Source organism: Proteus sp. CD3 (assembly GCF_008808075.1).
Classification (GTDB): Bacteria; Pseudomonadota; Gammaproteobacteria; order Enterobacterales; family Enterobacteriaceae; genus Proteus; species Proteus appendicitidis.
The window spans coordinates 279,766-298,985 of sequence record NZ_CP019686.1; the positions used below are offsets into that span (position 1 = coordinate 279,766).

Below are 19,220 nucleotides of genomic sequence, written 5' to 3' on the forward strand. Positions count from 1 at the left end.
TGAGCGAATAGCGAATAAAGAAAAAACCAATAAGACAGGGCTGATAAAAAACATATTGTCAAAAGGTTTTACTAATTAACCATATTTTGACTAGCCAAGCACGAAAAGTAAAATTAACCGTGCAATAAATTGCTAAATAGTGGTGATTTCTTTGTAACATGGCGAATGACCTGCCAAAATAGCGTAAAAATTCGTTTATGCAGACAGGCTTGAGGATGTTTTATTCATGAACGCACAATCTGACAATCTAATTGAAGTGCGCAATATGAACTTCACTCGCGGTAGCAGAAAGATCTTCTCTGAGATCAATCTTGTTGTGCCAAGAGGAAAAGTGACTGCGATTATGGGCCCTTCAGGGATTGGTAAAACAACCTTGTTACGCCTAATGGGAGGACAAATCCTTCCAGATAGTGGTGAAATTTGGTTTGATGGCGACAATATTCCTGCGCTATCACGCTCTGCGTTGTATCAGGCAAGAAAGAAAATGAGTATGCTTTTTCAATCTGGCGCACTATTCACAGATATGAATGTGTTTGAAAATGTGTCATTTCCACTAAGAGAGCATACAAATTTACCTGAAGCATTGATCCGTACAACGGTGATGATGAAACTTGAAGCCGTGGGGTTACGTGGTGCGGCAAGTTTAATGCCTTCTGAATTATCAGGAGGAATGGCGAGAAGGGCGGCATTAGCAAGAGCGATTGCGCTTGATCCTGAGCTGATTATGTTTGATGAGCCTTTTGTTGGGCAAGATCCTATCACAATGGGTGTACTTGTTAAGTTAATTGATGAGTTAAATCATGCGCTTGGTGTAACTTGTGTTGTGGTTTCCCATGATGTACCTGAAGTGTTAAGTATCGCAGATTACGCCTATATTGTTGCGGAGCAGAAAGTGATTGCTCAAGGCAGCGCTCAAGAATTACAAGATAATCCAGATAGGCAAGTAAGACAGTTTTTAGATGGTATTGCTGATGGCCCTGTACCTTTCCGTTTTCCTGCGGGAGATTATCAGGACGACCTATTAGGACGAGGAAATTAGTACGTGGTAAATTTATTATCTCGCATTGGCACTAGAGCATTAGCGATTTTTGCAACCTTCGGGAGAGCGGGCATTATGCTCTTTCGTGCATTAGTCGGTAAGCCCGAATTTCGTAAACAGTGGCCTCTTTTACTGAAGCAATTGTATAACGTGGGTGTTCAATCCTTATTAATTATCATGGTGTCTGGTCTATTTATTGGCATGGTGTTGGGATTACAAGGCTATCTTGTTTTAACCACCTTTAGTGCTGAAGCTAGTCTTGGCATGATGGTCGCGCTCTCACTGTTGAGAGAATTAGGCCCAGTTGTTACAGCATTATTATTTGCCGGTCGCGCAGGCTCCGCCTTAACAGCTGAAATTGGCTTAATGAAAGCCACAGAACAAATTTCTAGTTTAGAAATGATGGCAGTCGATCCTTTAAGACGTGTCGTTGCACCCCGCTTTTGGGCTGGTCTTATTAGTATGCCATTGCTTTCACTTATTTTTGTCGCCATCGGTATTTGGGGCGGTGCAATTGTGGGGGTGGATTGGAAAGGGATCGATGAAGGCTTTTTCTGGGCATCTATGCAAGGTGCCGTTGAATGGCGACTCGATTTAGTGAATTGCTTTATTAAAAGTGTCGTTTTTGCCATTACCGTCACTTGGATAGCGCTCTTTAACGGGTATGACGCAATCCCAACATCAGAAGGGATTAGCAGAGCAACAACACGTACTGTTGTTCATTCATCGTTAGCCGTATTGGGTTTAGATTTTGTGCTAACAGCACTGATGTTTGGGAACTAAGTCATGCAAAGTAAAAAAATTGAAGTTTGGGTTGGTCTATTTGTTCTGATTGCGTTAGCTGCCGTGATTTTCTTATGCCTTAAAGTCGCTGATATTAAAGAAATGGGTAATCAACCAACTTATCGCGTTTATGCCAGCTTTGGTAATATTGGTGGGTTAAAAGAGCGCTCTCCAGTTAAGATTGGTGGTGTAGTGATTGGTCGTGTTTCTTCTATCACCTTAAAAGAAGAAGATGAAGGGAACTATCGCCCTGAAGTCGCGCTCGATATTCTGAGCATTTATGACCATATTCCAGAAAGTAGCTCACTGTCTATTCGCACATCTGGTTTATTAGGTGAGCAGTTCCTTGCATTGAATTTAGGTTTTTATGATGAATCATTAGATTCTACTCTGTTAAAAGACGGAGGACGGATCACAAATACCAATTCAGCAATGGTGCTAGAAGATCTTATTGGTCAATTCCTTTATAAAACGGGTGATGGTGATGATTCAGCTAAATCTGAAACTAAACCAACAGAAGAACACTCTGCATTACCTTAATCATTAATTCCTATACGATGCACTTATATATTTAGCTAGATTTAGCGTAATAAATGCATCGTATTATTGAAACCCTATTTGAGGAGAAGCGAACATATGTTTAAACGCTTATTGATGGTCGCACTATTAGTGATAACGCCTTTTGCCATGGCAGTAGATAAAACCAATCCTTACGCATTGATGGAAGATGCGGCGCAAAAGACCTTTAGTAAATTAAAAAATGAACAGCCTGAAATTCGTAAAAACCCTGAACTTTTACGTCAAATTGTTCAGCAAGAATTACTGCCTTATGTGCATATTAAATATGCAGGTGCATTAGTGTTAGGGCCACATTATCGTAATGCAACACCTGCGCAACGTGATGCTTATTTCACTGCATTTGAAGCATATCTTGCCCAAGTTTATGGTCAAGCATTAGCAATGTATGAAGGCCAAGAGTACCGTATAGAGCCTGCAAAACCTTTCGCAGATAAATCAACGCTAACTATTCGTGTCACCATTATCGATACAAATGGTCGTCCGCCAGTTCGTCTTGATTTCCAATGGCGTAAAAACAGTAAAACAGGCGAATGGCAAGCTTATGATATGATTGCTGAAGGTGTCAGCATGATCACAACCAAACAGAATGAGTGGTCAGATATTTTAAATTCTAAAGGTGTTGATGGTTTAACAAAACAGTTAGAAATCAGTGCAAAAACACCAATCACACTGGATGAGAAAAAATAACATGTCAGTTTCGTTAAATTGGGAAAAAAAGGATGGTGTCCTTTATTTCCAAGGAACGCTAGATCGTGAAACGTTATTGCCTGTTTGGCAGCAACGTAAAGCATTATTAGCTGACATTAATATCATTGATATTTCTGCCTTAGGACATATCGATTCAACAGGATTGGCACTTTTTGTTCACTTAAAAGCAGAAATGGAAGAGCAAAATCGTCAATTTATTATTCAAGGTGTCAGTGAGCGTTTTCAAACCTTAATTACACTCTATGATCTTGATGAAATTATGAATATTGCCTAATACAGATTTTGAGTAAAGGTATGAAAAAGCCCCCTTCATGATACTTTTATCATTAAGGGGGTTTTTGATGGTTTAAGAGTAGAGCGGATTCCATTAGGATAGACGACTGATTATTATTTTAACGTTGAGATTGAGCAATTATGGATACAAATGAAATCAAACAAGTATTAATGGACAGCCTGTCTTTAGATGAAGTCATCGTCAATGGTGATGGTAGTCATTTTCAAGTTGTTGTTGTTGGCGCAATGTTTGAGGGAATGAGCAGAGTAAAGCAACAACAAACCATTTATGCCCCTTTGATGGAATATATTGCAGATAACCGTATTCACGCTTTGTCTATTAAAGCCTACACACCTGAAGAGTGGAAGAGAGATCGAAAACTTAACGGGCTTTGATTCAGTAGGTATACAGCGTACAGCAAAATAAAAAGAGAGTTCTACAGATGGATAAATTTAGAGTACAAGGGCCAACCTGTTTATCAGGCGAGGTCTCTATTTCAGGCGCAAAAAATGCCGCACTACCAATCCTGTTCGCTGCGATCCTTGCCGAAGAGCCAGTAGAATTAACAAATGTTCCTAAATTAAAAGATATCGATACAACGATTAAGTTGCTTAATCGTTTAGGAACCAATGTTGAACGTAATGGCTCAGTTTTCGTTGATGCTCGTAATATTAATGAATTTTGCGCTCCTTACGAATTAGTAAAAACCATGCGTGCTTCTATTTGGGCTTTGGGTCCGCTGGTCGCTCGTTTTGGTCAAGGTCAGGTTTCTTTACCGGGTGGCTGTGCCATTGGCGCTCGTCCTGTTGATCTTCATATTACAGGTTTAGAGCAATTAGGCGCTGAGATCACACTGGATGAAGGCTATGTAAAAGCGCGCGTTGATGGGCGTTTAAAAGGCGCGCATATTGTCATGGATAAAGTGAGCGTGGGTGCCACTATCACCATTATGACTGCTGCGGTATTAGCTGAAGGCAAAACCATCATCGAGAATGCGGCAAGAGAGCCTGAAATTGAAGATACAGCAAACTTCCTCAATACATTAGGTGCCAAAATCAGCGGTGCGGGTACTGATAGCATTACTATTGAAGGCGTAGAGCGCCTTGGTGGTGGTACTTATCAAATTCTACCCGATCGTATTGAAACAGGGACTTTCTTAGTTGCTGCTGCAATTTCTCGTGGTCGTGTTGTTTGCCGTAATGCAAAGCCTGATACATTAGATGCTGTGTTGGCAAAATTACGTGAAGCTGGTGCAGATATTGAAGTAGGCGAAGATTGGATAAGCCTTGATATGCATGGTAAACGCCCTAAAGCGGTAACATTGCGTACTGCGCCACATCCAGGTTTTCCAACCGATATGCAAGCACAATTTAGCCTTTTAAACTTAGTGGCTGAAGGCGCGGGCATGATCACAGAAACGATTTTTGAAAATCGTTTTATGCACATTCCTGAGTTAATCCGTATGGGCGCTCACGCTGAAATCGAAAGTAATACTGTGTTATGCCACGGTGTTGAAAAACTGTCAGGCGCACAAGTGATGGCAACGGATTTACGTGCTTCTGCAAGTTTAGTACTTGCAGGCTGTATTGCTGAAGGCACAACCATTGTTGATCGTATTTACCATATCGATCGCGGTTATGAAAATATTGAAGCTAAATTACAAGGATTAGGGGCAAAAATAGAACGTTTGCGTTCTAATGACTAATTTATTTTAGTTATCCTTTTTTAGCTATTTAAAACCATTTTCAGCCATTTAAAACCATAGTGCATTGTTGTGCTATGGTTTTTTTTCATAATATAAATCACTAATAGCTAAATAAAATTTACAAATTTACTTGCTTTTTATGTGATCGACTTATCAGAAAATCGTGCATCTCATCAGAACCTATTTTATTATTGATTCTCATTTACACTTTTTAAATAGGCAAGGACAAAAATGAACCTCTTCGAGCAAACTCCTAAGTCACGGAGACGTTATGGTCTGGCAGCATTTATTGGTTTAATCGCAGGTATTGTTTCTTCATTTGTTAAATGGGGGGCTGAAGTTCCTTTACCTCCAAGAAGCCCAACGGATATGTTTAGTGGTGCTTGTGGCCCTGAATTTATGCTAAGAGCAACGGAATTGGTTGATTGTTCGCGTAATTTTTTAAATCCTCCTTATATTTTCTTACGTGATTGGCTAGGTATTGCTGATCCTAATGCGGTTGTTTATAGCTTTGCTGGTCATGTTTTTAACTGGGTAGGCGTGACTCATATTCTATTTTCGATCGTTTTCGCCGTAGGGTATTGTATTGTTGCTGAACGTTTCCCAAAAATTAAATTATGGCAAGGGTTATTGGCGGGAGCCTTAGCGCAATTATTTGTACATATGATTTCATTCCCATTAATGGGATTAACACCACCGTTGTTCGATCTTCCTTGGTATGAAAATGTTTCTGAAATATTTGGTCATTTAATTTGGTTCTGGTCTATTGAGATTATTCGTCGTGATCTACGTAACCGAATTACACATGAACCTGATCCTGAAGTACCATTAGATCAACCATTTAGATAAATAAAAAATAAATAAAAAATAAATAAAAAGCCAGCGGTAAGCTGGCTTTTTATGGTAATGAAGTACATTTGGTTAAATTTTATTCTCTGCATTATAATAAATTCACTAAAGCCTTTATTATTGCGCGTTTCTGTTGTTTAAAATGTAAGATATATCGATGATAAGCATATAATTGTAAAAGGAAAAGACGATATGCAGGTAACAAGGAAACAAGAGCGCCTCGTTCGCCAAGCATTGGATGAATGGCAACAATCTGGCGCAATCTCGACACAAGAATATCAACAATTAGGAAGTACGTTACATCGTATTCCTTTTGATTGGAAAAGATTAAGTCGCTATGCATTTTGGATAGCGATGGTCTGTTTGATTATTGCTGCTGGAAGTATTTTTAGTGACAGTGCATTAGTCTATTATTTAATTGAGATTTTTAGTGTTTCTGAAATTATGCGAGTTATCTCTCCTGCACTTATTGCTTCAGCGCTCTATTTTTGGGGATTTAAACGCCAGCGAAAAGAAACACAGTGGCATTACAGTACGGAGTTTATTCTCTTTTTAGGTGTGATGTTTACGGCTATTTTCCTTTGGCAACTGGGAGAATTACTGGATACAGGAAGTGGCCATATTGCTCCTCTCTTTTTAATTGGCTGTGTTATTTATGGTGCAATTGGATTTATCAGTCGCTCTTCGTTGGTGTGGTTATTCTTCTTATTGATGTTAGGAAATTGGTTTGGCGCTGAAACTGGCTATATGTCAGGATGGGGCGCTTATTGGTTAGGGATGAACTATCCTATCCGCTTTGTCTTCTTTGGCGCTGTATTATTAGCAGGCTGTTATTTCCTACAAAATATATTGGCACGTCGTCGTTTATTTACCATGACAAAAATAATGGGGCTGACTTATCTGTTTATTGCGCTATGGATAATGTCTATTTTCGGTAATTACGACCCAGATACGTGGTATCGCACTTCAAGTGTGAATCTGTTACCTTGGGCGCTATTATTTGGTGTTGTCGCTGTTATTTGTATTTATATTAGCCTTAAAACAGATGATGGTATGTTAAGAGGATTTGGTTTGACCTTCCTTGGCATTAACCTTTATACCCGATTCTTTGAATATTTCTGGGATAGTTTACACAGTGCGATTTTCTTCTTTATTTTGGCGATTTCACTGATTTTAATTGGACGAAAAGCCGAAAAAATTTGGCATGCTGTTGAAAATAACACCATCGCCAATAAAGAGAGTAAGCGCGAATAGTATAAAGAATAGTGAAATATATTTATTAGTAAAAAAATGCCATAAACCCTCGCCCAATGCGGGCGAGGAGGATGTTAAGATTCTGGTTGATATTCCGAAATGGTGACATCGACATTAATTTCATTGCCATCACGCAATAATGTCACGGGTAATACCGTACCGGGGCGCGTTTCGGCAATATAATCCATCATTTCCATTGCAGAAGTCGCGGGTGCATGATTAATGCTAAGAATGATATCACCCGTTTTTATTCCTGCTTTATCTGCTGGGCTATTTGGTGTGATACGGAAAATCCGCAACCCTTGAATTTGTTTGATATCGGTATTTGATGAACGAATTTTAGGTAATTCTTTTGCTGTAATACCAATAAAACCACGAATAACACGACCATCACGAATAAGCTTATTCATAATTTTTACCGCAAGTTCAGTCGGAATGGCAAAGCCTAATCCTTCTGCCGTAGGGCGATATCCATTATAAGTACCTGAATCAAACGTCATGGTATTAATACCCACAAGTTCACCTTCAGTATTAATTAATGCGCCACCCGAGTTGCCTTCATTAATTGATGCATCTGTTTGTAGGAAATTTTGGTAACGGGTAGGGCTTAATCCAACTCGACCCGTAGCACTGATGATCCCTTGTGTAATAGTCTGCCCAATATTAAATGGGTTACCAATAGCCAGTACAACATCACCAACATGAGAAATTCGTTTACTATTAATGGGGATCGTTGGGAGTTTATCGGCATCAATTTTTAATACCGCAAGATCGGTTAAAGGATCAGAGCCAATAAGCAAACCTTCATAAAGGTCACCATTTTGGAGAGCGATAAGGATCTGATCAGCATTGTTGATAACATGTTGATTTGTCAGAATATAACCACGACCATCCATAATAACACCTGCACCTAAAGATGTTAGCTCTCGGCCTTCTTGAGAAAAACTCCCCATTGTACTGCTATAAACATTAACAACGGCAGGGGCTGCTCGTCGTACCGCCGTGTTATAGCTAAAAGGTGCATTGAGAAAATCGCCATTCAATAGGCGTTCAATAAAAATAGGGCGAATTGAAGGAACTGCAATCAAAAGAATTGCTGCGGTGAGAAGACCAATTAGAGTTGATCGCAGTAACTTAGTTAACATAAAAATCCTGTATTTATGTCTGACTGTGAAATTATTCGCGTAGGAGCGATGAGAATAGCATAGTTTAACTTATGAAAGCATCGCTCAGCGCATAAAATCCCCATTTAAGTCAATGATGCTTATCCAAAATAGGTATAAAAAAAGCCCTATAATGGAAATTATAGGGCTAAAGAAATCAATAAATTAGATAGGTGAAAAGCTTACTTCTTAGCGCGGTGTATTACGTAACAACAGGTAAATTTCTTCATTACCACGTTGAATATTTAATGCAAGAACAGGCGGTTTAGCATCAATTGCTTTGCGTAAATCGCCTAGTGATGTAATTGGTGTATTATTAATACCAATAATAAGGTCGCCCTTCTGTAAACCGGATACCGCTGCTGCAGAATCTTTTTCTACAGAATCAACAGCAACCGCTTTAACTTGTTTGTTTAAGTAGTTACTTAATGTGGCACCTTGTAGTGCAGGAGAGAAGTTATCTGCGCGTGTTGCATCTGCTGATTGTTTCTCTAATGTCACTTTAACATCCATTGGTTTACCTTGACGGATTAAGCCAATCAGAATTTCTTTACCCGGTGGTGTCGTACCCACTTTAGCTCTTAATTCAGCAAAACTATTGATACGCTTACCATCAACTGAAATTAAAACGTCACCCGGTTTAATGCCTGCTTTTGCTGCGGATGAATCTGGCATTACTTCGCTAACAAAAGCACCGCGTTGTGCATCAATATTAAAGGATTTCGCCAGATCAGAATTCATTTCTGTACCACGAATACCTAAGATGCCACGTTTAACTTCACCATGAGAAATCAGTTGTTGGCTAAGATCACGCGCCATATTACTTGGAATGGCGAAGCCGATACCGATGTTGCCACCACCCGGAGCTAAAATAGCGGTGTTAATTCCGATTAACTCACCATTTAAGTTAACGAGCGCGCCACCAGAGTTACCGCGGTTGATTGAAGCATCTGTCTGGATAAAGTTCTCTAAACCTTCAAGATTTAAACCGCTACGACCTAATGCGGAAATAATACCGGAGGTTGCTGTTTGACCTAAACCGAACGGGTTACCGACTGCAACTGCAAAGTCACCAACGCGTAATTGGTCAGAGTCTGCCATTTTAATTGCGGTTAAATTAGTTGGTTTTTCGATTTGCAGTAATGCGATATCTGTTTGTGGATCACTACCAATTAATTTTGCACTAAATTCACGACCATCATTAATTTGCAGTTGAATTTTATCTGCACCATCAACAACGTGGTTGTTTGTTAATACGTAGCCTTTTTGTGCATCAATGATGACACCAGAGCCTAAGCCTTCAAAAGGGCGAATACTTTGTTGTTGTGATGGGAAGTTTGGACCAAAGAAGAATTTAAACTCTTCAGGTACTTGCTGGCTTTGTACTCGTGTTCCTGAAACGTGTACACTGACAACCGCAGGTAACACTTTTTCTAACATAGGTGCAAGGCTTGGTAGCTGTTCGCCTGATGGCATAACTGCAGGTAGTGCAGCCATACTGGTTGCTGGAATAGTTGAGAGTGAAAGCCCGACACTCATTGCTAATGCACTAAGTAATAATTTTCTTTTTTTAGTCAACATGAATTAGAGTCTCTTGATACAGTTATCAAAATAAAAGTTATTGCTCAAAATGAGCGGATATCACTAAGACCTGTACTGACAAAGGAAAGTTCATTAAGACATGATGCGCTTCGCTTCCTTTTACACGGATTTACAAGACAAAAGCTATCTTTAAAACCATAGCAAATAATTGTCATTTTATGATATTTATTAGAAAGAAAAACGCCACAAAAAAATGTGGCGTTTTTAATATTAACTGTCTTTTTTATCTGTGGGTCTGAACAATCCAGATGCTCCTTCGGAGTAATCACGAGGTGGCATTTTTATTGGCGATTGATCATTCGCTGCTTCTGATTCACTTAATCGGTAATTAAATGGATTTTCTTGAGCAGGCATATCAGGCATAAGCTCATTAGAGCTTTTTGCCATATGTTGATAAAGCTGACGGTAATCTCTCGCCATGTTATCTAATAGTTCAGCACTTCTAGCAAAGTGGCTGACAAGTTCATTGCGATAAGTATCCAGTTCTTCTTTTTTCGTGTCTAACTCTGCTTTGATAGCATCTTGTTGGCGAAGGGTGCTGTTACCGTAACGCATTGCAAGTGCGCCGATAATAAGACCAACAACTAATCCAATCAGTGCATAAACCCAAACCATGGCAACTCCTTTTCATCTAATAGTGAGGAAGATGGATCCTTCTAACATCATAACCGCTAAAAGGCATGGGTGGAATAATATCCTTAAGCTTAATATAAAATTCGTGTGTTACGTTGATGTTAAAACAATTCTTAATGCTTATAATAGAGCCATTCGACAGATACAAATCAGTATGTCAGAAAATTAAGAATAAGAGGGCATTCATGACTGTTAGTACGCCGTTATCACTTTATGAAGCCGCATTGAAGCAAGGTGATTATCAACCTGATGATGTTCAGCGAAAAACTGTTCTTCATCTTCAACAGATATACCATGCATTATTAAAAGAGACTCCACCAGAAAAAAATTCGCTCACTCAACGATTATTCGGGCGAATTCGCACAAAAAAACAGATTGTTGCACCTGAGCGTGGTTTATATATGTGGGGCGGTGTTGGACGGGGTAAAACATGGTTGATGGATATGTTTTATCAAAGCTTGCCGACAGAACGAAAGCTTCGCTTACACTTCCATCGTTTTATGTTACGCGTTCAAGAAGAGCTAAAAAACTTACAAGGCCATGAGGACCCGCTAGAAATTATTGCTGATGGCTTTAAAGCGCAAACGGATGTGCTCTGTTTTGATGAGTTTTTCGTTTCTGATATTACTGATGCAATGATTTTAGGTACCTTGCTTGAGGCGTTATTTGCTAGAGGCATCACGCTGGTGGCAACATCAAATATTCCACCTGACGAGCTTTATCGTAACGGATTACAACGCTCTCGTTTTTTACCTGCAATAGAACAGATCAAACACCATTGTGACATTTTAAATGTCGATGCAGGTATTGATTATCGTCTTAGAACATTAACGCAAGCGCATCTTTTTTTATCTCCACTGAACGATAAAAATCGTCAGGAGATGGATAGAATTTTCATGCACTTGGCAACCAACGAACCGCAAGTTGATTGTATTTTAACTATCAATCATCGTCCGATGAAAGTAATAAAGGCATCTAATGGAGTGCTGGCTATTAATTTTTCAACTTTGTGTATGGAACCACGTAGTCAGCTTGATTACATTGAGCTTTCTAAACATTACCATTCTGTTTTGTTGTATGACATGGAGCAAATGGGGACATTAAATGAAGACGCTGCGCGTCGGTTTCTCGCACTTGTTGATGAGTTTTATGAGCGTAAGGTGAAACTTGTTATTAATGCCAATGTAGAAATGAACGAAATTTACCAAGGTGATTTTTTACGTTTTGAATATCAACGCTGCTTATCTCGTTTACAAGAGATGCAAAGTGAAGAATATTTAGTACAACCTCATCTCGCTTAATTTTTAATTCTTGAAGAAAGTCATCTTTCATTATGGTAGGATGACGCAGGTTAAGTTGCTTGATGTTTTTTTCTATGAAAATAGAATGCATTAGGCAGCTTACAAGCGCTCTGGAAAGGAACAATTCTTCTCTTCAGGTAGCAAGAATTTATCAGTCAAATCAGAAAAAAGTGCCAGATTCGTTTTTTTCGCTGAAATATTGAAAAAGAATTCAATTGTTTTTCAATTATGACTCGATTTTTTTTTCTGACTTCTCTATAATCTTGCGACCCCACGTTGCAGCAAGTTTTTTATTTCCCAAAAAACTCGCATTTTAGAGTCAGCAGTGCTACTCGAAGGGGTAGGTTTGCTGGACACAAGAGTCGTGTGAACCTCAATAGTATTTGAACCGAGCGTTCACCAACGTGTAACTAAACATTGGGTAATTTTCAATAATGAAAACTTTTACAGCTAAACCAGAAACCGTAAAACGCGACTGGTACGTTGTTGATGCAGACGGCAAAACTTTAGGCCGTTTAGCAACTGAAATTGCTAGCCGTTTACGCGGTAAGCACAAAGCGGAATATACTCCGCACGTTGATACTGGTGATTACATCATCGTTTTAAACGCTGAGAAAGTAGCGGTAACTGGTCATAAACGTACTGACAAAGTTTACTACCGTCATACTGGTCACGTAGGTGGTATCAAACAAGCGACTTTCGAAGAGATGATCGCCCGTAGTCCTGAGCGTGTAATCGAAATCGCGGTAAAAGGCATGCTGCCAAAAGGGCCTCTGGGTCGTGCGATGTACCGTAAACTGAAAGTTTACGCAGGATCTGAGCACAACCACGCGGCACAACAACCGCAAGTTCTGGACATTTAATCGGGATAATAGGCAATGGCTGATAATCAATACTACGGCACAGGTCGCCGCAAAAGTTCTTCCGCACGTGTCTTCATTAAGCCAGGTAGCGGTAATATCGTAATCAACAAACGTAGCCTAGAAGTTTACTTCGGCCGCGAAACAGCACGTATGGTTGTTCGTCAACCGCTGGAATTAGTTGATATGCTGGGTAAATTAGATTTATACATCACTGTTAAAGGTGGTGGTATTTCTGGTCAAGCTGGCGCGATCCGTCACGGTATCACTCGTGCACTGATGGAATATGATGAGACTCTACGTTCTGATCTGCGTAAAGCTGGTTTCGTAACCCGTGATGCGCGTTCTGTTGAACGTAAGAAAGTGGGTCTGCGTAAAGCACGTCGTCGTCCACAGTTCTCTAAACGTTAATTTGTTATCTTTTAGATATCAATTTGATGTTGAAAACCCGTCTTCACAGGCGGGTTTTTTATTTTTGATTTATTTGTGTTTATTAATAATAAAAACATAATGTTGCTAATACATGATGCTGTTACTCATAAAACAGGCTTTATTTAAGATAACGGTAGTATTAAAAATCCTATTTTTTAGATTTTATCTCTAAATAATTTTATTTTTTGATATTATAATCTTACTTTTAAAGTAGTGTGGCATATTATGTTGAATTATTTGCATTAGCCCCCCTAAGCAACATGAATTCTGGTAGAATAGTGAGCTTTGATGTCTTTCTTTCTATGATTTCATCATGTGCCAATGGGTATATCGATCGTAATACCAGTGATGAGTTTGAAAGTCATACCAAAATTATTATGACAATAATGATTGTTGAATGATTGTTTTGGTATTACTTGATAATGATATGTGCCGCAAAGACAGGTGAGTTTTTAACCCTGTAAAATATGATTATCCCACGATAACGCTGTTATACAGGTAGTTACCCAATGCAGTTAATAACTTAAATGTTTATTTAGGTCTACTGCGTTTGTGTGCTTGTCTTTTAGGAATGGGGAAATGGAAAAAGCATTGTGCTAATTCATTTCTTTAATTGATTAACTTGGAGGTTTTCATGGCTGTCGCTGCCAACAAACGTTCGGTAATGACTTTGTTTTCCGGTCCGACTGATATTTTCAGCCATCAGGTCAGAATTGTCCTAGCGGAGAAAGGTGTCAGTGTTGAAATTGAACAGGTTGAAGCTGGTAATCTTCCACAGGATCTTATCGATCTAAACCCTTACCAAAGTGTACCGACTTTGGTTGATCGTGAGCTGACTCTGTATGATTCACGCATCATCATGGAATACCTTGATGAACGCTTCCCTCATCCTCCTTTAATGCCAGTTTATCCTGTTGCTCGTGGTAGCAGCCGTTTAATGATGCATCGCATCGAGCATGATTGGTATTCTTTAATGAACACCATCGAGAAAGGAACTGAACAGCAAGCCAATGCTGCTCGTAAACAGTTAGCAGAAGAGCTACTGGCTGTATCTCCTGTGTTTAAAGAATATCCTTACTTTATGAGTGAAGAGTTCAGCTTAGTAGATTGCTACCTTGCTCCTCTGTTATGGCGTTTACCGGTGCTCGGTGTAGATTTAAGTGGTGCTGGCGCTAAAGATGTACAAATTTATATGCAGCGTGTTTTTGAACGTGATTCTTTCCTCGCGTCATTAACCGAAGCAGAGCGTGAGATGCGCTTACCTTCAAGAGGGTAATAAAGTATGGAGATCATGGATATGTCTCCGCGTCGTCCGCATTTATTACGTGCGCATTATGACTGGATAATCGAAAACGATTTAACACCACACTTAGTTGTTGATGTGAATGTTGTCGGTGTTCAAGTCCCAATGGAATATGCGCACGATGGTCAAATTGTACTAAATATTTCATCTCGTGCAGTAGATGAGTTAGAGTTAACGCCGTATCAGGTTTTATTTAGTGCAAGCTTTGGTGGCATACCTCGTAAAGTACGAGTGCCTATGGCTGCTGTTATGGCTATTTATGCGAGAGAAAACGGTGCGGGAATGATGTTTGAGCCAGAGCCTGCTTATGAATCTGGTGCATCGTTACAGTTTGCTGAAGATGATAGTGAAGAGAACACTATCGCTGCGGCTAGCGAAGGTTTATCTCTTGTCACTGATGAAGCTGTTGAAGCAGATACCTCTTCACCAGATGATGATCCAGAGCCACCTCGCCCTACGGGTCGTCCATCATTGCGTGTAGTGAAATAAGAGATTATCTTATTTGTATTAATGAAAACCCCAGTTCAAATGAACTGGGGTTTTTTGTGTTTTATTGACTGATAGTTTTTTGTAAAAAACAATGAATACTTAACTTGAAGTTTAAAGTAAATTTGGGGTGTTAGATTGCTTAGTGACTTTTCTTTGACCGGTTATTTCAGGAGCCTTCGTTTTAAAGCTCTCTGACATCAACACTTTTGCATTAGTAAGTAAAAGTGTGCGCATTTCTTGAGGTGATAACCGTTTAATATTGTTGCTACTCATTGTTATTTCCCTCACCTTTACAATTTGGTTATATTATAAACAATACAGAGACAACTTCCAATAGTCAGATAAATGAGTTTATTGACTGAATATTATTCGTTATTTAGTAACTTTGACATTAATGACAACTGCATTTTTTGTAGAGTTTCAAATGTCGCATACATGGCTAAATGATCATCAAGTAATTGAAATCCGAATTTTTCATAATGGAAAATAAGTTCTTTATGAGGCTCTACAATATAAATACCTTTACTATCAGTATATTGAGATAAGAAAAATATACTAGCAATAATAACTAACGTTGTTAAGCGTTCAGATAGTGGGTGGCTTTTCTTATTTCTAATAAATGATTCAATAAGGAAAATATGTAAATCTCCGCTTGAAGTTGCATAAATGCCGAGCATTGCACCATCAATGCCTCTATTTGTGCATAATCTAAATCCCATATGAAAACTGTTTTCATTAAGGTAATGTGGAAATTTATCTATCCAATTCAATACAGAACGATTATCTTTAACTATTGATTCAAAATCACTTTCTGATAGAACGCTGACTTTTAATTCTAATTGAGCTTTATTAATAAACGTTTGTAAAAAGTGAATAGTTTCATCTAAGTTTAATTTGGGAGACAAAATAGATTTTCCTTTTATATAGGCATACAGAAAAGCTACCACAGTCAAAATTCCTCTCAAAAAATAAATTTTATTAATTTAAAAGAATTAGAGTTACATCAATATTTTTAATGATTTCTAATGAAAAAAAATCAATGCTATTTCCATTTCAAATGATTTGTCATTCATTGGTTTGAAATATAAATATATTTCTTTTTTTGGGTTTTGGCGGTTTTTTATAAATTATCATTTTACCCAATTAAATTTATCTATTTATCTGTTCTTAGCTAAGAAATTGTTCAATCTCTGTGTTCATCCATGTTTTTGAAAATAATTAAGGTTGGAAGTGGTTTTTCTGAATTGTAGACGTGTTATTTATGAAGTAATTAAAAATATCTAGTTATAAAAAAACGCCCTATATTTCTATAGAGCGTTTAGCTTACTGATTGCGTTGAAATTATTTCAACAGTTCTTCTAAACAACCTGTGTAAAGATTAACTGCAGTCATTAATTGTTTTTCGTCGAAGTCAAAACCTGCTTGGTGGTGACCCGCTGTTCTATCGGCACCCACAACGAAGTACAGTGATTTACCACCACAACGTTGTACTCGTTTTGCTAATACTGTTGCATCTTCACTTCCACCGAATGGACGAGTTGCAACCGCAGTTAGCTCCGAATGTTTACCAACAACTTTGGTCATAACATCAATCAGCTCTTGGTCATTAGTCAGGTCAACGGCTTCACCCATGATTTCGCTTTCCATTTCTAACTGGAAGCTATGTGCTGCACCTTCAGCCATACGCACGGCATTTGCAGCCATAAAGCTGTTGATCTCTTCGTTTTCACCACGAACTTCAATTTGCATTTCAGCATTAGCAGGGGTGACGTTACGACCTTCACCCGCTTTTAATACACCGATGTTGATACGTGACATCCCTTTACCATGACGAGAAATGCCCAGCATTTGTGTTGCTGCATGGCAAGCGCCAGCTAACGCATTACGACCTAATTCTGGCTCTGCGCCTGCGTGAGATGGTGCGCCTTTAAAACGGAAGTCATATTTAGTGGTACATAAGAAATGTGTTGGGTTAATAACAATTTCACCACTGTTTGCGATAAAGCCTAAGTGCGCACCTAAGAAGTAATCTGCATCATCCGCGATACCACTTTCAGCCATCGCACGAGCGCCACGAACACCTTCTTCTGCTGGTTGGAATAAGATTTTAACTTTACCAATGACTTTATCTTTATTCTCAACTAACCAGTGAGCAACACCTAAACCGATAGAAATATGTCCATCATGACCACAAGCGTGCATTTCGCCAGGGTGACAAGAAGCAAAGTTTTCGGCATGAGGACGGTGTTTAGTTTCGGTTGCTTCGTTAACACCAACACAGTCGATATCAAAACGCAGTGCGACTGTTGGACCAGCTTTACCACTATCAAAGATAGCCACACAGCCAGTTAGCTCTTTCATTTCATCAAGCAGAGCTTCATCAACTTTATGCTCTCTGGCAACGGCTAGACCTTTTTCAACGACTTGACGGCGGCGACCAAAAGCAAACTCTTGATTGATAACGTCTGGGCCAACTTTAACTTCTAAACCTAAGCTACGTAGTTCTTTGACGATTTTTGCTGTGGTTAAAAATTCTGACCAACCAATTTCTGGATATTGGTGAAACTCACGACGCCATTTAATTAATTTTTCTAGTGTAATTGCTGACATATTCATTTCTCCACTTATAACATGAATAACGCAACAGCGATGACGCCGATAATCATACCTGGTGCGGTACGTTTTGCGATTTCCATAGGGTTAACATTTGCAAGGCCAGCACAAACAATCGCTGCACCTGCCAGTGGTGACATAGTACGACCTAACGCGCCAGATAATGCCGCTGCCATACCCATATCAGGGATTTCATAACCGAATTGTGCAGCATGAGGTGTTACTGTTTCGTTGAATGCGAATGCTGCTGCGTCACCAGAACCTGTGATAATACCCATCAAGAATGGCCCTAAAGTACCACCCCAGCGAGCAAATTCAGGAGAATGAGTTAAGAAGTTGATGAACGCGTCGATTAAACCAGATGCTTTCAGACCGGCTGCGAATACTGCTGCTGCAATGATGATACCTAATACATCACCATAAGCATTACCCATACCTTTAAAGAACTCTTTCGTAATTTGGGCAGGGTTAGTTAATGTGATGAACAGAGCATAGATAGAACCGATTAACATTGCCGCTGGTACAGACAGTTTAAATGTACTGAAAGTCTCGAAGAATGGCAGAATTAACAGGATTAACGGAATGAACGGCGCTGTTGCATATAAATAGTTAGGACGAATAGCTTCTGGTGTTGCTTGTGCTGATGAAGATGATGCATCACCCGTAGCAGAAGCCATTTTGAACTCTTTTTTCACTAAAGCGACAACCGCCAGTGAAACTGCTGCGATACCACCAGCCATTAAGCTGTATGGGCTATGGCGAGCGATTAAATCAACCACTTCCATATTTGCCATGTTAGCAACGAAGGCGTTATGCGACATACCTGGGCTTAGCATGGAGCCGATAGTACCACATAATACTGCACCGCCAGCGATAGCTGGGTGAATACGTGCTGCGATTAATAATGGAATGAGTGTTGCACCCACCGCTGCTGCACAGCCTGCTGCTGATGGAATTGCGATATTAATAAAATACGTTACGACAACAGTGGCTGGAATAAGGAAGAAGCCCAGACGAGTCATTACTTTTGATAAAACATGAACCAGATGCATATCGCATTTGGTATATTTCATAACATAAGCAAAACCCATACTCGAACAGATAGCTTGAATTAATGATGAAGACACCATGCGCTCACTAAATGCGGCAAACGCATCTAATGGGCTTAGACTTAAAATACAGAGTAATAAGCCCGCACCAATTAGCACCATTCGGGTTTCATATTTTTTTATTAGCAAATAGACCGTTACGATAATAACGGCTACGGCTATAAGTTGCATCACCATAGTGATCCCCTAGTTAATTATGACAATACTATTAATTGTGAAAACGAACCTAACATCAATAAATTATATTTTTCTGTAAAGTTATTAGGTGACTCCATTATGAAGTTGGTTGATTGACAATATTTGATTGTTATCAAATTTAATAGCCGAAATAAAATCTATTTTTTTAGACTGTGATGTTATTAACAAATGCTGTAAAACAATTATCATTAAAAGATGACGGAAAGGTTAAATAAAAAGAGATAAAGTAAAAAATACGAAAATAAATTATATTTACTATAGATCAAGAGTGTTATTTTGATACAAAAAAGAATATCGCTTTTTATCAAAATATTATTCTATAAACT

At 39.0% G+C, this 19,220-nt stretch carries 21 protein-coding genes; 14 read left to right on the top strand and 7 right to left on the bottom strand.

All coding sequences use genetic code 11. The annotated features are described in order from the left end of the window. The first annotated feature begins 226 nt into the window (after window positions 1-226). From mlaF to BTA34_RS01340, 9 genes are all read left to right on the top strand, one after another. The gene (gene mlaF, locus BTA34_RS01300; RefSeq protein WP_151434187.1) at window positions 227-1,039 is read left to right on the top strand and encodes a phospholipid ABC transporter ATP-binding protein MlaF; all 813 of its coding nucleotides are present in this window, start codon (window positions 227-229) and stop codon (window positions 1,037-1,039) included. Between the two features lie 3 nt (window positions 1,040-1,042). Next, complete coding sequence (gene mlaE / locus BTA34_RS01305) at window positions 1,043-1,822, top strand: lipid asymmetry maintenance ABC transporter permease subunit MlaE (protein WP_151434188.1); 780 nt, start codon at window positions 1,043-1,045, stop codon at window positions 1,820-1,822. A gap of 3 nt (window positions 1,823-1,825) precedes the next feature. Then, the gene (mlaD, locus tag BTA34_RS01310; RefSeq protein WP_151434189.1) at window positions 1,826-2,362 is read left to right on the top strand and encodes an outer membrane lipid asymmetry maintenance protein MlaD; all 537 of its coding nucleotides are present in this window, start codon (window positions 1,826-1,828) and stop codon (window positions 2,360-2,362) included. Window positions 2,363-2,458: 96 nt separating this feature from the next. Next, window positions 2,459-3,088, top strand: a complete 630-nt coding sequence (gene mlaC / locus BTA34_RS01315) for a phospholipid-binding protein MlaC (RefSeq protein WP_109371945.1) — start codon at window positions 2,459-2,461, stop codon at window positions 3,086-3,088. A 1-nt stretch (window position 3,089) separates the two neighbouring features. Further along, window positions 3,090-3,383, top strand: coding sequence for a lipid asymmetry maintenance protein MlaB (gene mlaB, locus BTA34_RS01320; RefSeq protein ID WP_151434190.1), 294 nt, complete (start codon window positions 3,090-3,092; stop codon window positions 3,381-3,383). A 140-nt stretch (window positions 3,384-3,523) separates the two neighbouring features. Continuing rightward, complete coding sequence (ibaG, locus tag BTA34_RS01325; RefSeq protein WP_006535338.1) at window positions 3,524-3,778, top strand: BolA family iron metabolism protein IbaG; 255 nt, start codon at window positions 3,524-3,526, stop codon at window positions 3,776-3,778. 47 nt (window positions 3,779-3,825) lie between these two features. Beyond that, window positions 3,826-5,088 (top strand): UDP-N-acetylglucosamine 1-carboxyvinyltransferase, encoded by a 1,263-nt coding sequence (gene murA, locus BTA34_RS01330; protein WP_151434191.1) that lies wholly within the window; start codon window positions 3,826-3,828, stop codon window positions 5,086-5,088. Window positions 5,089-5,319: 231 nt separating this feature from the next. Next, window positions 5,320-5,937, top strand: a complete 618-nt coding sequence (locus BTA34_RS01335) for a YagU family protein (protein WP_151434192.1) — start codon at window positions 5,320-5,322, stop codon at window positions 5,935-5,937. Window positions 5,938-6,129: 192 nt separating this feature from the next. After that, a complete protein-coding gene (locus BTA34_RS01340) occupies window positions 6,130-7,191 on the top strand; it encodes a DUF2157 domain-containing protein (protein WP_151434193.1) in 1,062 nt (353 codons plus the stop codon). A 74-nt stretch (window positions 7,192-7,265) separates the two neighbouring features. On the opposite strand, the gene degS is transcribed toward BTA34_RS01340, so the two are convergent. The 3 genes from degS to zapG all read right to left on the bottom strand — a co-directional run bounded on the left by degS (window position 7,266) and on the right by zapG (window position 10,571). Then, window positions 7,266-8,336: an outer membrane-stress sensor serine endopeptidase DegS gene (gene degS, locus BTA34_RS01345; RefSeq protein ID WP_151434194.1), complete on the bottom strand. Its 1,071-nt coding sequence runs from the start codon at window positions 8,334-8,336 to the stop codon at window positions 7,266-7,268. 207 nt (window positions 8,337-8,543) lie between these two features. Beyond that, window positions 8,544-9,935 carry a serine endoprotease DegQ gene (gene degQ, locus BTA34_RS01350; RefSeq protein WP_151434195.1) on the bottom strand — a complete coding sequence of 464 codons (1,392 nt, stop codon included), beginning with the start codon at window positions 9,933-9,935 and terminating at the stop codon, window positions 8,544-8,546. 231 nt (window positions 9,936-10,166) lie between these two features. Further along, entirely contained in the window at window positions 10,167-10,571 is a 405-nt protein-coding gene (gene zapG / locus BTA34_RS01355) for a Z-ring associated protein ZapG (protein ID WP_023582864.1), read from the bottom strand. Window positions 10,572-10,774: 203 nt separating this feature from the next. Here zapG and zapE point away from each other — a divergent pair, with 203 nt between their 5' ends. From zapE to sspB, 5 genes are all read left to right on the top strand, one after another. Next, entirely contained in the window at window positions 10,775-11,890 is a 1,116-nt protein-coding gene (gene zapE, locus BTA34_RS01360; RefSeq protein WP_151434196.1) for a cell division protein ZapE, read from the top strand. Between the two features lie 434 nt (window positions 11,891-12,324). Then, window positions 12,325-12,753, top strand: a complete 429-nt coding sequence (gene rplM / locus BTA34_RS01365; RefSeq protein ID WP_006535327.1) for a 50S ribosomal protein L13 — start codon at window positions 12,325-12,327, stop codon at window positions 12,751-12,753. A gap of 15 nt (window positions 12,754-12,768) precedes the next feature. After that, entirely contained in the window at window positions 12,769-13,161 is a 393-nt protein-coding gene (gene rpsI, locus BTA34_RS01370; protein WP_004245284.1) for a 30S ribosomal protein S9, read from the top strand. Between the two features lie 655 nt (window positions 13,162-13,816). Next, complete coding sequence (gene sspA, locus BTA34_RS01375) at window positions 13,817-14,458, top strand: stringent starvation protein SspA (RefSeq protein WP_023582862.1); 642 nt, start codon at window positions 13,817-13,819, stop codon at window positions 14,456-14,458. Window positions 14,459-14,464: 6 nt separating this feature from the next. Beyond that, window positions 14,465-14,974, top strand: coding sequence for a ClpXP protease specificity-enhancing factor (sspB, locus tag BTA34_RS01380; RefSeq protein ID WP_151434197.1), 510 nt, complete (start codon window positions 14,465-14,467; stop codon window positions 14,972-14,974). Window positions 14,975-15,085: 111 nt separating this feature from the next. On the opposite strand, the gene BTA34_RS18250 is transcribed toward sspB, so the two are convergent. From BTA34_RS18250 to dcuC, 4 genes are all read right to left on the bottom strand, one after another. After that, window positions 15,086-15,247 (bottom strand): hypothetical protein, encoded by a 162-nt coding sequence (locus tag BTA34_RS18250; protein WP_265576145.1) that lies wholly within the window; start codon window positions 15,245-15,247, stop codon window positions 15,086-15,088. 92 nt (window positions 15,248-15,339) lie between these two features. After that, entirely contained in the window at window positions 15,340-15,921 is a 582-nt protein-coding gene (locus BTA34_RS01385) for a hypothetical protein (RefSeq protein ID WP_151434198.1), read from the bottom strand. Window positions 15,922-16,315: 394 nt separating this feature from the next. Then, window positions 16,316-17,584: an amidohydrolase gene (locus BTA34_RS01390; RefSeq protein WP_151434199.1), complete on the bottom strand. Its 1,269-nt coding sequence runs from the start codon at window positions 17,582-17,584 to the stop codon at window positions 16,316-16,318. 14 nt (window positions 17,585-17,598) lie between these two features. Beyond that, complete coding sequence (gene dcuC / locus BTA34_RS01395) at window positions 17,599-18,873, bottom strand: C4-dicarboxylate transporter DcuC (RefSeq protein WP_151434200.1); 1,275 nt, start codon at window positions 18,871-18,873, stop codon at window positions 17,599-17,601. Between the last annotated feature and the right edge of the window lie 347 nt (window positions 18,874-19,220).

What these genes read in the sequence shown, in the direction of transcription:
- mlaF (WP_151434187.1), top strand. Translation starts at nt 227, where the DNA reads ATGAACGCACAATCTGACAATCTAATTGAAGTGCGCAATATGAACTTC.
- mlaD (WP_151434189.1), top strand. Translation starts at nt 1,826, where the DNA reads ATGCAAAGTAAAAAAATTGAAGTTTGGGTTGGTCTATTTGTTCTGATT.
- mlaC (WP_109371945.1), top strand. Translation starts at nt 2,459, where the DNA reads ATGTTTAAACGCTTATTGATGGTCGCACTATTAGTGATAACGCCTTTT.
- mlaB (WP_151434190.1), top strand. Translation starts at nt 3,090, where the DNA reads ATGTCAGTTTCGTTAAATTGGGAAAAAAAGGATGGTGTCCTTTATTTC.
- ibaG (WP_006535338.1), top strand. Translation starts at nt 3,524, where the DNA reads ATGGATACAAATGAAATCAAACAAGTATTAATGGACAGCCTGTCTTTA.
- murA (WP_151434191.1), top strand. Translation starts at nt 3,826, where the DNA reads ATGGATAAATTTAGAGTACAAGGGCCAACCTGTTTATCAGGCGAGGTC.
- BTA34_RS01335 (WP_151434192.1), top strand. Translation starts at nt 5,320, where the DNA reads ATGAACCTCTTCGAGCAAACTCCTAAGTCACGGAGACGTTATGGTCTG.
- BTA34_RS01340 (WP_151434193.1), top strand. Translation starts at nt 6,130, where the DNA reads ATGCAGGTAACAAGGAAACAAGAGCGCCTCGTTCGCCAAGCATTGGAT.
- degS (WP_151434194.1), bottom strand. Translation starts at nt 8,336, where the DNA reads ATGTTAACTAAGTTACTGCGATCAACTCTAATTGGTCTTCTCACCGCA.
- degQ (WP_151434195.1), bottom strand. Translation starts at nt 9,935, where the DNA reads ATGTTGACTAAAAAAAGAAAATTATTACTTAGTGCATTAGCAATGAGT.
- zapG (WP_023582864.1), bottom strand. Translation starts at nt 10,571, where the DNA reads ATGGTTTGGGTTTATGCACTGATTGGATTAGTTGTTGGTCTTATTATC.
- zapE (WP_151434196.1), top strand. Translation starts at nt 10,775, where the DNA reads ATGACTGTTAGTACGCCGTTATCACTTTATGAAGCCGCATTGAAGCAA.
- rplM (WP_006535327.1), top strand. Translation starts at nt 12,325, where the DNA reads ATGAAAACTTTTACAGCTAAACCAGAAACCGTAAAACGCGACTGGTAC.
- rpsI (WP_004245284.1), top strand. Translation starts at nt 12,769, where the DNA reads ATGGCTGATAATCAATACTACGGCACAGGTCGCCGCAAAAGTTCTTCC.
- sspA (WP_023582862.1), top strand. Translation starts at nt 13,817, where the DNA reads ATGGCTGTCGCTGCCAACAAACGTTCGGTAATGACTTTGTTTTCCGGT.
- sspB (WP_151434197.1), top strand. Translation starts at nt 14,465, where the DNA reads ATGGAGATCATGGATATGTCTCCGCGTCGTCCGCATTTATTACGTGCG.
- BTA34_RS18250 (WP_265576145.1), bottom strand. Translation starts at nt 15,247, where the DNA reads ATGAGTAGCAACAATATTAAACGGTTATCACCTCAAGAAATGCGCACA.
- BTA34_RS01390 (WP_151434199.1), bottom strand. Translation starts at nt 17,584, where the DNA reads ATGTCAGCAATTACACTAGAAAAATTAATTAAATGGCGTCGTGAGTTT.
- dcuC (WP_151434200.1), bottom strand. Translation starts at nt 18,873, where the DNA reads ATGGTGATGCAACTTATAGCCGTAGCCGTTATTATCGTAACGGTCTAT.